General features: G+C 47.6%; 11 protein-coding genes. 10 read left to right on the top strand and 1 reads right to left on the bottom strand.

Annotated elements, in window-relative coordinates; translation table 11 throughout:
* Positions 1-12 precede the first annotated feature (12 nt).
* From LRL21_RS02420 to LRL21_RS02375, 10 genes are all read left to right on the top strand, one after another.
* Positions 13-906 (top strand): carbohydrate ABC transporter permease, encoded by an 894-nt coding sequence (locus tag LRL21_RS02420; RefSeq protein ID WP_240414153.1) that lies wholly within the window; start codon positions 13-15, stop codon positions 904-906.
* Positions 907-955: 49 nt separating this feature from the next.
* Positions 956-1810, top strand: coding sequence for an HAD family hydrolase (locus LRL21_RS02415; protein ID WP_240414152.1), 855 nt, complete (start codon positions 956-958; stop codon positions 1808-1810).
* Between the two features lie 23 nt (positions 1811-1833).
* Complete coding sequence (locus LRL21_RS02410; protein ID WP_240414151.1) at positions 1834-3255, top strand: MBL fold metallo-hydrolase; 1422 nt, start codon at positions 1834-1836, stop codon at positions 3253-3255.
* Between the two features lie 75 nt (positions 3256-3330).
* Positions 3331-4698: an ABC transporter substrate-binding protein gene (locus tag LRL21_RS02405; protein ID WP_240414150.1), complete on the top strand. Its 1368-nt coding sequence runs from the start codon at positions 3331-3333 to the stop codon at positions 4696-4698.
* A 69-nt stretch (positions 4699-4767) separates the two neighbouring features.
* Complete coding sequence (locus tag LRL21_RS02400) at positions 4768-5547, top strand: DeoR/GlpR family DNA-binding transcription regulator (RefSeq protein WP_240414149.1); 780 nt, start codon at positions 4768-4770, stop codon at positions 5545-5547.
* 300 nt (positions 5548-5847) lie between these two features.
* Positions 5848-8097 (top strand): helix-turn-helix domain-containing protein, encoded by a 2250-nt coding sequence (locus LRL21_RS02395; RefSeq protein ID WP_240414148.1) that lies wholly within the window; start codon positions 5848-5850, stop codon positions 8095-8097.
* A gap of 157 nt (positions 8098-8254) precedes the next feature.
* Positions 8255-9337 (top strand): nitric oxide synthase oxygenase, encoded by a 1083-nt coding sequence (locus LRL21_RS02390; protein WP_240414147.1) that lies wholly within the window; start codon positions 8255-8257, stop codon positions 9335-9337.
* A gap of 268 nt (positions 9338-9605) precedes the next feature.
* Positions 9606-10511, top strand: a complete 906-nt coding sequence (locus LRL21_RS02385) for an ABC transporter permease (protein ID WP_240414203.1) — start codon at positions 9606-9608, stop codon at positions 10509-10511.
* A 35-nt stretch (positions 10512-10546) separates the two neighbouring features.
* Entirely contained in the window at positions 10547-11425 is an 879-nt protein-coding gene (locus LRL21_RS02380; protein ID WP_240414146.1) for a carbohydrate ABC transporter permease, read from the top strand.
* Between the two features lie 31 nt (positions 11426-11456).
* A complete protein-coding gene (locus LRL21_RS02375) occupies positions 11457-12965 on the top strand; it encodes an extracellular solute-binding protein (protein WP_240414145.1) in 1509 nt (502 codons plus the stop codon).
* 230 nt (positions 12966-13195) lie between these two features.
* On the opposite strand, the gene LRL21_RS02370 is transcribed toward LRL21_RS02375, so the two are convergent.
* Positions 13196-13549: a Rieske (2Fe-2S) protein gene (locus tag LRL21_RS02370; protein ID WP_076228251.1), complete on the bottom strand. Its 354-nt coding sequence runs from the start codon at positions 13547-13549 to the stop codon at positions 13196-13198.
* Positions 13550-13612: the final 63 nt, after the last annotated feature.

Raw genomic sequence — 13612 nt, 5'->3', positions numbered from 1 at the left:
GAGGAATGTAGCATGTACCAAATGGTTGGGGCGCGTCGCTCCTCCAAAATCTTATGGACTGTTGTGCTGATCAGTGTGTCGCTGTTGGCTTGCTGTGTCGTCTTTCCTTTCTTTTGGATGATCATGACCTCGCTAAAAAGTGCTGTGGAAATCAACCGGATGCCGCCGACCGTGCTGCCTGAGCTGTGGCAGTTTCACAACTATGCGGCAGCTTGGCTAAAGCCGGAGTCGACATTTGAACAGTATTTTATAAATACAGTCATTATCGCCGGGATTGGAACGGCTCTGCAGCTGCTGGTTTGTGTACCGATAGCTTTTGCCATCACGCACTTTTCATTTCGTGGACGCAATCTGATTTTTATGCTGGTAGTTATCACGATGCTGATTCCTTACGATGTGACGCTGGTACCGAATTTTGTAACGATGCGTCATATCCCTTTCGCTGGCGGCAATGATTGGTTGGGTGACGGGGGTCAAGGGTTTTACGATAGCTACATGGGGATGATGCTGCCATTTCTGGCTGAGGCGTTCACGATATTTTTGCTGAGACAGGCGTTTCTTTCCGTACAGAAGGAATACTGGGAGGCGGCTCAGGTCGACGGAATGTCAAACGGTCGCTATCTGTGGACGGTGCTGCTTCCACTCGTGCTGCCTTCGTTGATAACGACAGCATTGCTTGCATTTATCGGTAAATGGAACGGGGTGCTGTGGCCGCTGCTGATCACGTCCAGTGAATCACTTAGACCGCTGCAGGTTGGACTGCTCTATTTTGTCAGCGAGGAAGGTCCGAATTACCATCTTCTGATGGCGGCGGCTACCTTCACAATCGCACCGATTGTGCTGCTGTATGTGTTCGCTCAGCGCTGGTTTCATCAAGGTATCACGGCAACAGGGCTTAAAGGATAAGCATGTGTGCATACAAACATAGCAGTTACTTGACAGAGGAGGATTACAGATGAATGAGCTGCACAATGTGGAGGTCGTACTATTTGATCTGGACGGTACGCTTTATCAGGATGGAACCTTTTATAAGCGTTACCTGGAGCTCTTGTTTGACAAAGGGGAGCACGCTGCAAGGCTGGAAGAGTTTCTGGCCGAAATGGCTTCCTTATTGGAAGGAAGTCATCCGAGCAGCATTGGGGATTGGTACCACCCGGGTTCGGATACATGGACACGCGGTGGAGATCTGACCGTGTACCGGGATTGGCAAGGTCAGCAAGTAGAGGCTGTAACGGATACGGCCGAAATGGCTTCTATATATGCAGGGGATGCATGGAGTCTGGTCAGCATCTTTGCAGCCAAATACGGTGTTGGGGAAGGGCAGCGACAACAGGCCTTCCAGCAGGTACGTAAGGAAATGCTGCGGGGCGCTTCAAGCTTCGAACGCCATCCGGGTTTATACGAGGCGATTGGGGGACTGACCGGAGTACGTAAACGGATACTGCTCACCAACTCGCCGGAACATACAGGCCGCGAATTTATTTCGGCACTTGCCTGCACGGAGCTGTTCGACGAAATCGTGTATGGGGCTGGAAAGCCTAGTGGACTTGAACGATATATGTCTGAGCTGATCGAGCAGGAAGGTCTGCGTCCAGATCAAATCTTATCGATTGGCGATCACGCCTGGAACGATCTGTATCCAGTACGCAAGCTTGGTGGCCGAACCGTTTGGCTGTCTCCGTATCCATCCTCGGAAACGGTGCAATGGGATGTGCAGCTGTCCACACTTGATGAGCTGGCAGACCTGTTAGTGAGGCTGCAGCAAGCACAGGAGCAGAAGCTCGAACAACAGGCTGAGGCCAACATATAAAGCATTCAAAGGAGGAAACAAACATGAGTGATCGGTATGAGGAAAAACTAACCTTCTACGGCGGATTGACTACGATTGGCGGTGTACACATTATGTACAGCTGCGGGGATACGGGAATCGTATTCGATTTGGGTATGGCACGCGGTTTTTTTAACGGAGATACCCGGGTTCGGTCAGATTATGGGATTCGCAGTTTTTTACTGACACGCATGGCTCCACCCGTGCTTGATCTGTATGACCCGGAACTGCTGGGTGATCTGGGCGAAGCAGAGCTGCAGCAGGTATGGGGCAGGGAGCAGCTGGAGCAGGTAACCAATCTGCATGGCTTTGTCAGCCACATTCATCAGGATCATATGGCACTCTTGCCTTCACTTCGGCCAAATCTCCCGGTATGGATGCATCGTGATGCCTATGCAGTATATGAAGCGATTGTGGCAGCGGGTGAATACGAGGACACACGTGCTGATATTCGCATCATTGAGGACGGGCAGATCGTCGATTATGGTCCCTTCCGCATCGAATTTATTGAGGTCGATCATGATAGCCCCGGTGTGACAGGCTTCATCATTCATGGACCGGAGCATCGGATAGCTTTTACCGCTGACTGGCGTCGGCATGGTCGAAATCATCATCGCCTGGACCGTTTTATCGAACGCTGTCAGACGGTTGGTGTGGATGTGTTGATTACAGAAGGCACAAGGATGCGCCCTGATACTTTATTCCGTAAGCCGAAGGATCGGCTTGAGGTGCAGGTAGCTGTTGAATGCCGCCTGGCGATGGAGCAAACGGACGGATTGGTGTATGTGAACATTCTTGCCCGCAATGTGGAGCGAGTAGCCGATCTGATTATGAAGACGCAGGAAGCAGGTCGTGAGCTGGTGATGGACGAAAGCACGGCGGTGCTCTGGTTTGAGGCTTCAGATAAGCTGCAGGTGCTGTCCGGACATCCCGCATTGGAAGCTGGACGCCATGTAATCAGACTGCTTCGCACACCTGTTTGGTCACAAGGACCACGCCCTGCGAAGAATGTTAAGCTTCCTTATGCGCCGATTACATTGAATGAAATTACGGCGAACAAATCGCAGTATGCGGTTTACCTGATTTATCCACTCACAGCATTAATTGCAGAGCTTGAGACCAAAGGCTCGCTAGCTGCAGCGTCCATATACGTTCATGCTGATGGCAATCCGCTGACTTCGGCTGACGAAACGCTATTAAAGTGGTTGAACGAATTTGGTGTTCAATACCGTTATTGTGCAACCGGAGGTCACGCAGCTCCGCAAGAAATTACGGAATTGACGACGGCCATTGCGCCGGGACTCGTGATTCCACTGCACAGCAACCATCCGACCTTGTTCAACAGCGGTGGCGTTCGCAAATATTATCCAGCTCCAGGAGAAAGCTTCAAGGTGTCCGAGCTTGTGGGTCATACAACAACCGTGTAGGACCTGTATTCAACGTTCGATATGACTTGCCATTTACCCAATAAACAATTCCCAACAATCGAAGGAGTGATAGTCGTGTATTCACGTAAATCGTTTGCTCATTGGAAAGCTTCACTGGCGTCTTTGTTATTAATCACAACGGTAGGCTGTGGGGTGACAACTCCCGCAGCAACAACAGGCAGTGGGACGGATAAGAAAACGGAAAGCACAGCAGCCAAAGGCATTGAGCTTGGTAAAAACGGACCGATTACTATTGACTTCTGGCACATTCAGGCTACGATTTATGGCGATGCGATTAAAGAAATGGTAGCTGCCTTCAACAAGGAGTACGAAGGGAAAATCATCGTCAAGGAAGTATTCCAGGGCTCCTATGATGACCTGAACAAAAAGGTTCGTGCTGCGCTGCAGGGCGGAGGACTTCCGGCTGTTGCGATGTCCTACGAGAGCGATACGCTTGAATATATGAAGGCTGATAAAATTGTACCGTTGGACGAGTACATTAATGATCCGGTGAACGGGCTGAACAAGCAGGCGTTGGACGATATTATGCCAGGGGTGCTTGCGCGTCAGCGTATTCCGGAGTACAACGGCAAGACGATGAGTTGGCCGCACGGTAATTCCTCCATGGGCGTATACTACAACATTGATGTACTCAAAAAAGCAGGTTATGAGAAGCCGCCGGCTACGTGGCAGGACTTTGAGAAAATGGCGCTCGATATTACACAAAAAAGTGGTGAGCCGGCACTCGTGATGGGCAACGCCAACAACGGAGGTACGTTCCGTACGTGGCTGCGCACCTACGGCATTGATCCGATCAAGCTGGATCAAAGCGGCGTGAATTATGATAATCCGCAGGCGGTAGAGCTGGCTGCTATGATGAAAAACCTGCTGGATAAAAAAGCGATCATTCTGGCAGAAAATACGGAGCAGGAATTCACGAACGGCAGAGCAGCCATGGAAATCGGAACGACTGCCCGTACAAGCTCTAAGCTGGATTTGATTAAGGACAAATTCAAATGGGGAATCACTCTGATTCCGCAGGGCAAGAGCGATAGCAAGGTAACTGAGCTTTATGGTGGCAATCAGGTGCTGTTCAAGACGACCCCCGAGAAGCAGCTGGCCGGATGGCTGTTCCTGAAATACTTTGCAGAATCCAAGGCACAGGCGATCTATGCAGCGAAAACCGGATATTTCCCGGCTACCAAGTCTGCACAGGATACGGATTTACTGAAGAAAAACTATGCGGATAATCCGCAAAAGAAACAGGCGTTTGATGAAGTGTTCCCTTATGCCCGCATCGATGTATCATCCGCTGCCCGCAGCAAGATGGATACGGTTCTGGGTGAAGCGTTACAGGCGATGAATGCAGGAAAGCTGACTCCAGCTGATGCGATGAAGAAAGCGCAGACTGACGTTACCAAGGCTTTAAAAGAATTCAAATAACTGTTGAATAAGTGAAACCTGAGTCTGGGAAAGCACGCTAACTTCTCAGGCTCTTAGGGGGTAACAGCGTTGAGCTCAGTTCATCGGAGAAATGAAATTATGATCGCAGTACGGCGTGTCGGCAGCGTCTCAGTTGAAGAGCTGGTCGATACGTATCAAGTCTCGGTGGAAACCATCCGCCGGGATCTTCGTATTTTGGACGAGAAGGGATTTTTACGCAGAACGTATGGCGGAGCGGTGAAGCGAGAGCAGACCACCTGGGATATGCCTTATTACGAAAGGATGCAGCTCAATCTGGAGCGTAAAGAGGCGATTGCCCGTGAAGCTGTGAAGCTGCTGGAGGAGGGCGACAGCGTTTTTATTGACGGAAATACCTCCGGTCTGGTGCTTTCCCGTTACATCCCTGATGACAAGAACCTTACGATTGTTACGAATTCGGCTATGGTTACGCTGAATCTGATTCAGAAGAAGGGGAAGCTGAAGGTTTATCTGGTTGGCGGAGAGGTCGATGAGGACGGCAAGACGTTCGGCTACAAGCTGCACTGTGAGCTGCGTCAGTACCGATTCGATAAGGCGCTGTTTTCCTGCATGGGCTTTGGGCCAGAGGGCATCTATTATTCCAAGTGGGAACCGCTGCAAATTGCGCAGATGCTGGTCGAGCAGAGCAATCATCTGATTCTGATGGCGGATTCGTCAAAGGTCAACCGCAGCGGGTTTTTGTTTGGCATGGTACTGAACCGCATTCATACACTTGTAACAGACGAAGGAACACCTTCCGATATGCGCGATAGTTTGCGGGATTCAGTCCGCAGCTTGGTCATCAGCGGCATTGAAGGCAAGGAAGAATAGCTGCCTGATAGGAAATGAAGCATAGAAGTAAATTGAACTGCGGCATCCTTAGGGACGTCGCAGTTATTTGGCATGCCTCAAAGTACTGATTACCGACAATCTGCCCTAATGATTATATACAATCATGACACCAACAGATAACTTAGAGAGCATAGGGGCTGATTTGTAACCCCATTTTGTATTCTATATAATGTAGAAACCAGATACCATTGAAAAACAGTTGTGCCGAGACGTTTTGAATGTATATATTTTCCATCTCATCAAACGTGATGACTATAGCTTGAATCGTGAGGGAATGCCATGTATAAATCCAAATATTTACGGAGAATCATTCTCTTTAGTATGATCCTGGTTACGATCCCCGTCGTATCCTTAGGTATCTTATCTTATTTTAAAGCCAAGGGTATTGTTCAGGAAAAGGTTAATGAGGGCAACATGCAAGTGCTGACGCAGACGGAATTGAAGGTTGAACAGATATTGCAAACGATCGATAACGCAATTGTCCAATTCAGTAACAGTAAAATTGTCAGCGAATCGATAACCCGCGGCTTTGAGGCCAGGGATTTTATGTTAGTGACCGACTTGGCGAATGGCCTGTACAAGCTGCAATCGTATGATTTAGGTATTTCCAATGTACAGCTTGCGAGCTTTGCGCATAGATGGACACTCGACAACAGCGGGTTCACGCAATCTATGACGGACATCGAACTGAAAACGCTGACAGCACGAACACAGTTTGCAGAATCATCCAAGTGGGTTACCAACGAAGGTAACTCCCATATTTTGCTGGTCAAGAAGCTGCCAATCAATATCTATAAGGGCACATCCGGTGTGATTGTTGCGAACGTTCCTAACTATAGACTGCAAAAGCTGATTCCCGAATATAACGGCGTGTCGGACACGATTGTCTTTGATGCGGATTACCGCTTATTGACACAGGTGTCCAATCCCAATTTTTCGCAGGAAAAGATTGATCAGGTGGTTCAACATTTAAAAGCATCGACAGAGGATAAAGGCAGCAATGAACTTCGTCTCCAGGATGGGTCCATCGGTATCACTTACAAAAAATCTGCTTTTAACGGCTGGATCTATGTTTCACTTGTTTCCATTGAACAGATTACGAAGGAGTCAGGGGCGATCGGCTGGTACACGTTTTATGTGTGCACGGGGGTATTTCTTATTTTGCTGGTGCTATCGTTAATCGGTTCCAATCGAATCTACACACCCATTCGTCTTGTATTCGAGTCCGCGGCTGGAGATAAAGCTATCGAGAACAGAAATGAGGATGAGCTGCAATTCATTGGCAAACATATTGTTTCGCTGCGAACCTCACAATCAAGACTGCTGGATCAAATACAGGGACATACGAAGCAGCTGAAGGAATTTTTTGTGAGAAAATTGCTGTTAGGTGAGCTGAATGGTCAAGAAATTAAGGAAAAGTCAGAGCAATTTCAGTATGAATGGGGCGGTGACTCCTATTGTGTGCTGACAGTACAAATTGACACTTTAGCGGGAACGCGTTTTCAGGAAAATGATCATGACCTGCTGATGTTTGCGGTTAACAATATCGTCTCGGAGCTGACACTTCCGGAATCCCGTCTTGAACCTGTCGTTATAGGCGGCAATCAGGTGACACTGCTGAGGAACAGGACTTCCTCGTCCGAGCAAGGCAAGAACGATGTGTATGCCCTCTCAGAGCTGATTCAGACAACGGTCAAAGAAATACTGGGGCTGCAGATCAGCATAGGCATCAGTGGCTTCTATACAAATTTGAATAGAGGGGCGCAGGCTTACCGGGAAAGTCTGGAGGCATTAAAGTATAGAATTCGCTTTGGTGAAGAGGCCATTCTGCATGTTGAGGATGTGCTGCCTGACCATCGGATTCAGACAATTTTCCCCGAATGGATCGAAAAGCAGCTTATCGATGCGCTCAAGATTCCCGATTTGGACAAGGCCCAGCAGCTGCTGCACGAGTTTCTTACTGTGATGCTGCGCGATCCTATTCGGCATCAGGAATACCAGATGATTTTGTTCCGGCTGCTGGCCGATCTGATTCGCGAGATTCAGAATGCAGGCGAGAATCTGCAAGCCTCCTCCCAGGAGGACAGGCAGTTGTTTGAGCAGCTCTTTAACCTCAAAACGATTGCAGAAACCGAGAGCTGGTTTATGAAAACAGTGCTGGAGCCGATGGTCACATTGTTGAACAAAAAGTGGGAAAGCCAGAATAAAAATATTTCCGAGCATATGATCGAAATTATCCATGAAGAGTTTGAGTCCGACCTGACACTGGATCTATGTGCGACGCGGCTTAATTATCATCCGAATTATCTTAAGACGGTGTTTCGTAAGGAAACAGGAGTGAATTTCAGTGATTATGTATCCCAATATCGGCTCAATCAGGCGAAAAAATGGCTGCTGGAAACCGATATGAAGGTATCGCAAATTGCGGAAAGGCTCAGATATCAGAATTCGCAAAACTTCATTCGGTATTTCCGCAAGATGGAGGATATGACTCCCGGCGATTATCGCAAAAAATATTTGGATACCTGAAGAATGTTAGTTAAACTGGCATTCTTTTTTTGTATGCAGTCAATTAATGGACATATTTCGACAAAAAGTTCTCCATTCTTAGATCTCCCATTTGGAATAAACACTCGTTTTTACTATAATAGAAAGCACATGATCAGGACGGGAGTACGAATTCAATATGAATGCTTATCATGACGTTGAAGAAGCCGAGCAGTTTATTCATATATGCTACAGTGAAACAGGCAAAACAATGGGTGAAATGGAACAACGAATTATAGAGATCCGGCAAGCGATGGCCGAACAGGGCTTTTATGAGCATACGTTGGAGGAACTGCAATATGGAGCCAAGCTCGCATGGCGCAACAGCAATAAATGCATCGGCAGGTTGTTCTGGGAGACCCTGCATGTTATCGATGCGCGCACTCTGGAAACGGAGGAGGAGATCGTGCAGGCACTGTACCGTCATATCGAATACGCTACGAATGGTGGTCGGATTCGTCCGGCAATCACTATTTTCAAGCCTGCCATTCAGCCGGAGCAGCAGATTCGCATTATGAATCACCAACTCATTCGTTACGCGGGTTATGAAACCGATGGTGGTGTGGTTGGAGATCCGGATTCCGTTGCCCTCACGAAGCTTTGCCAGGAGCTGGGCTGGACGGGAGCCGGGGGCTCCTTTGACGTGCTGCCGCTCTTGGTAAAAATAGGCGATCGAGTACCGCGGCTATTTGAGATTCCGTCATCGCTCATCATGGAGGTGCCTTTGAGCCATCCGGAGCTCCCTGGCTTTGCCGATTTGGGGATGCAATGGTACGCCGTGCCAATGGTCTCCAATATGCGGCTGGAGATTGGAGGCATTCATTATACAGCAGCACCCTTCAACGGCTGGTATATGGGGACTGAGATTGGAGCGCGGAATCTTGCGGATACGGGGCGTTATAATCTGCTGCCCAAGGTAGCTGATCTGATGGGACTCGATACGAGCAGGGATTCAACCTTATGGAAGGATCGGGCGCTGGTCGAATTGAATTTAGCCGTATTGGATTCTTTCAGGCAGCATGGCGTAGCCATCGTCGACCACCATACAGCCGCCCAGCAATTTATGAGATTTGAGGCTAACGAGCAAAAGAAGGATCGTCAGGTGACCGGGAATTGGTCCTGGTTGATTCCTCCCTTATCGCCTGCGACGACACCTATTTTTCATCGGCAATATGAGGATGCAATTGTTAAACCGAATTTTTTTTATGCTGAAACTATATAGAGCCATCAGCGAAACCTCCCATCAAGGAGGTTTTTTGGCTTCTTAAGAGATTATCCGATCTGCCATAATGATTATTAATGATCAAATTGGCACATAAACCGGCCTCTGAGGCTCTCACAACCCATGATCTGCTGCCGTGATTGTAGACGGTAACGGGCATTGCCTTTAAAGTATGAGCTACAGACAAACAACCATACAACGGGTGAATGGGGAGTGAACCAAGATGCAGGCTGTATCTGAAACGAAGCCATCCATTTCAGATTCCAAAATGAATGCTTTCAAACGAAGATTCAAACGACAAAAATGGTTTTTTATTATGCTGCTTCCGGGACTCCTGTACTTCCTAATTTATAAGTATATGCCGATGTGGGGTATACTCATTGCGTTTCAGGATTACCAGCCATTCCTGGGTTTTTTTGGGAGTAAGTGGGTTGGGTTCAAGCATTTCGAAACGTTTTTTGGCAATGAGATGTTCTGGCAGCTGTTCAAGAATACATTCATTCTGGCTGTATATAACATCGTGTTTTTCTTTCCATTACCGATTATCATTTCGCTGATGCTCAATGAGGTTCGCCGAGATATATTTAAACGATGGATTCAAACACTCATCTATGTACCGCATTTTGTATCGTGGGTAGTTGTGGTCGGGATCAGCTTCCTGTTCTTCTCGACAGAGGGCGGAATCGTCAATACGATGCTGAACAGTATGGGGGCTGAGCCAGTCAAGTTTCTGCTAAGCAAAGATTGGTTCCGAACGATCATTACTTCACAAGTGATATGGAAAGAAACGGGATGGGGCACGATTATTTTTTTGGCTGCGCTCGCTGGTGTCGATCCTGGATTGTATGAAGCGGCCCGCATCGACGGGGCTAACCGGTGGAGACAAATGTGGCATATTACGCTTCCTGCGATTCGCAGTACGATCATTATTTTACTTATTTTGCGGATTGGCACGTTCCTTGATTCCGGCTTCGAGCAAATTTTCCTGATGGTTAATCCATTAAACCGCGAGGTTGGAGAAGTGTTCGATACGTATGTATACACGACGGGGATTTCGCAAGGGAAGTTCAGTTACAGTACAGCGGTGGGTGTGTTTAAATCGATCATCGGGCTGCTGTTGGTAACCGGGGCGAATCGCTTAGCCAAGAAGTTCGGTGAAGAGGGTATTTATTAGATTTCCAGTCAAACTCGAAGGAGGATCAAACCCATATGGTAGAAAAACAACTATCCAGCAGATTGCTTGACGGCATCAATTCCTTGCTTCTGCTCATTATTGCCGCCGCTTGTATCCTGCCTTTTATCTTTATCATCGCTTCGTCACTGACAGCTCCTGAGGAACTGCTGAGGAAAGGATTTATCTTATTCCCTACCAAATTTTCTTTGGTTGGTTACAAGTATATTTTATCGACGGACATTATTGTATCCAGCCTTGGTGTTTCGATATTTATCACGGTAGTTGGAACGCTGGCGAATCTGTTGTTCACCGCCTTAATGGCGTATCCGCTGGCGCAAAGAGAGCTGATGGGCGTCAAGCTGTTCATGAAGCTGGTCGTGTTCTCGATGCTGTTCAGCGGCGGGATGATTCCTACGTATCTGGTCGTGAAGGAGACGGGGCTGCTCGATCATGTTGGCTCTCTTATCATTCCGGGCTTGATCAGTGCCTTTAACCTGATTATTATGCGCAGCTTTTTTCAAAACCTGCCTGATGGTCTGGAAGAGGCAGCACGGATTGATGGATGCAGCGATGTGGGGATTTTGTTCCGGATTGTGCTGCCATTGTCGGCACCTGTATTGGCTTCACTCGCTTTATTTTATGCGGTAGGGCATTGGAATGCTTACTTCAATGCCGTTCTATATATTAACGACAGCACGCTATGGCCAATTCAGGTATGGCTCAGACAAATCGTTATTCTATCGCAGGGAGGGATTGGAGATTCTACGAATTTCGGTGAGGATTTTGTTGCTCCACCAGCGGAAACGGTCAAGATGGCAGTTATTGTGCTTTCAACGCTGCCAATTCTGATTGTATATCCGTTTTTGCAAAAGCATTTTGCCAAAGGCGCGTTATTGGGGTCAGTAAAGGGTTAAACTAAACTAGAGATGAAGAGGAGACTTAACTATGAAAACGAATGAAACTCGTAAGTTTGCGAAAATGATTAGCGTTGTTTGTTTGACCTGCATGTCGGTGTCATTGCTGGCAGCCTGCACAGGCAAAACCGAAACACCTGCCGGACAACCGGCAGCAGGCACACCAGCCAAGCCGTTAGAGCTTCAGATTATGATGATTCAACAAGGTGCTGAGCCGCCCAAGAAGGATAGTCCCATTCAGAAAAAGATCGAAGAGTACACCAATACGAAGCTTGATATTATCTGGGTACCTGGAGCGGGTACAGCCTATGACGACAAGGTTAGTGCGACCAATGCTTCCGGTAAGCTGCCTGATGTGATGCTGATCCGTAAAACAAAGGAATCCGCCATGCTGAACGCGCAAATGTCAGGCATGTACTGGGATTTGACTCCATTTATTAAAGACACGAAAAACCTCAGCAAGATGAATCCGGTTGCAGTTAAAAATGCGAGCGTCAGCGGCAAGCTGTATGGAATCCCGCGGGAGCGCGTATTGGCTCGTTACGGTATGATATTCCGCAAGGATTGGTTGGATAATCTGGGATTGCAAACTCCTAAAACAGCTGATGATATATACAATGTGGCGAAAGCCTTCACGTTAAATGACCCGGATAAGGATGGGAAGAACAATACAACCGGTATCCAGGAGGATGCTACGATGGAATTGCTGAAGCAGCTGACGATCTACAATGGTGGACCGAACGGCTGGGGACTGAAGGACGGCAAGATTACACCTGATTTCCTATATCCAGAGTTCAAGAAATCTTTGGACCTCTATAAAAAGATGGTTAGCGAAAAGCTGATCAGCCCGGATTTCCCGATTGCCAAGAAATACGATTACTTTAACCAGGGCAAAGCGGGCATGTATTTCTCCGTTATCGATGATGGCGCTACCCGTCATTTGGATATGATTAAAGCGAATCCAAAAGTGGTCGTTGATGTCGCTGAGAATTTCGATGGCCCGCAAGGACAAAAGGTAAGAGGCACTGTAGGTTATGATTCTCTGATCGTCATTCCGAAATCGAGTGTTACGACTGAAGCCAAGATGAAGCAGGTGCTGGCGTTCCTGGACAAGTTGGGTGATGAAGAGATGCTCACACTGCTCAATAACGGAATTGAAGGGACTGACTACAAGGTTGAAAATGGAGCAACGAAAAGAGTCGATGGCTCGCAGCTATCTGGTGAGTTTGTTAACCTAAGATGGGGCGATCAGTACGGCGGCATCAAGATTACTAAAAATGCGATTGAAACCAAGATTGACAAAATGTTCGCTGACAATAAAGGTATCGCGGTTAATGATCTAAGCGCTGCATTATTATCCGATACCAACACAGAAAAAGGCGTGGACTTGAAAAAGGCGATTACCGATGCGCAAACCAAATACGTATTAGGTGAGCTTGATGACAAAGGCTGGAGCGATGCCGTTGACAAATGGGTTAAAGGCGGCGGCGGCAAGATCATGGAAGAGTTCACAGCCGATTATAACAAAAACGGCAAATAAAGAGCTGATACCATAATCAAATCTTAGATACCCACGCTTGTATCAGAATCGCGTGGAGCGATGATTTTGTGGAGTGGCATTGGCCGAAATAAACCTGAGCAAGAATAGAGATTCACAGCATTATCATCTACGAGCAGTAGCCGCCTGAGCATCAACTCCGGCGGCTTTTGCAAGATGACATTTGCAAAGCAATCTACACTCGTTGACAGGCAATGGGTAACGACTGGAGCTTAGCCAATAACAACTCCGACTTTGCCTTCGTCAACTTGTGTTGTATAGCTTCGGGTACGCGTTTTGTCATTAAACAACGACTTTCCGGTCTTGATATCAAATTCCCAGCCGTGCCACGGACAGCGAACGATCTCCTGATCTCTTCCATATATAAACTCATATACGCCGGAATCCAGTGTTGTTCCACAAACGTCACCCCTGCACAAAGGCGCACCCTCATGCGGACAATAATTGTGAATGGCGTAAAATTCCCCTTTAATATTGTAAACACCGATCGATCGACCGGATACCTCCACTACCTTGTGACTCCCTGGCGGAATGTCAACGGCTTCAGCAATATAATAAACGGCCATATGTGGGAACCTCCTTAAAGTTTTCGCAGAAAACTTACATCGAAAGCATCTGCCAAGTTTTCG

The sequence above is a fragment of the Paenibacillus periandrae genome (assembly GCF_022458865.1).
Taxonomy (GTDB): Bacteria; Bacillota; Bacilli; order Paenibacillales; family NBRC-103111; genus Paenibacillus_S; species Paenibacillus_S periandrae.
The sequence above is the reverse complement of the archived record's forward strand: the minus strand, read 5'-3'. Positions and strand labels throughout refer to the sequence as shown.

Excerpts from the sequence above, each read along its gene's own strand:
- LRL21_RS02395 (WP_240414148.1), top strand. The coding sequence starts at position 5,848 with ATGTATAAATCCAAATATTTACGGAGAATCATTCTCTTTAGTATGATC.
- LRL21_RS02375 (WP_240414145.1), top strand. The coding sequence starts at position 11,457 with ATGAAAACGAATGAAACTCGTAAGTTTGCGAAAATGATTAGCGTTGTT.
- LRL21_RS02415 (WP_240414152.1), top strand. The coding sequence starts at position 956 with ATGAATGAGCTGCACAATGTGGAGGTCGTACTATTTGATCTGGACGGT.
- LRL21_RS02390 (WP_240414147.1), top strand. The coding sequence starts at position 8,255 with ATGAATGCTTATCATGACGTTGAAGAAGCCGAGCAGTTTATTCATATA.
- LRL21_RS02410 (WP_240414151.1), top strand. The coding sequence starts at position 1,834 with ATGAGTGATCGGTATGAGGAAAAACTAACCTTCTACGGCGGATTGACT.
- LRL21_RS02420 (WP_240414153.1), top strand. The coding sequence starts at position 13 with ATGTACCAAATGGTTGGGGCGCGTCGCTCCTCCAAAATCTTATGGACT.
- LRL21_RS02380 (WP_240414146.1), top strand. The coding sequence starts at position 10,547 with ATGGTAGAAAAACAACTATCCAGCAGATTGCTTGACGGCATCAATTCC.
- LRL21_RS02385 (WP_240414203.1), top strand. The coding sequence starts at position 9,606 with ATGAATGCTTTCAAACGAAGATTCAAACGACAAAAATGGTTTTTTATT.
- LRL21_RS02370 (WP_076228251.1), bottom strand. The coding sequence starts at position 13,549 with ATGGCCGTTTATTATATTGCTGAAGCCGTTGACATTCCGCCAGGGAGT.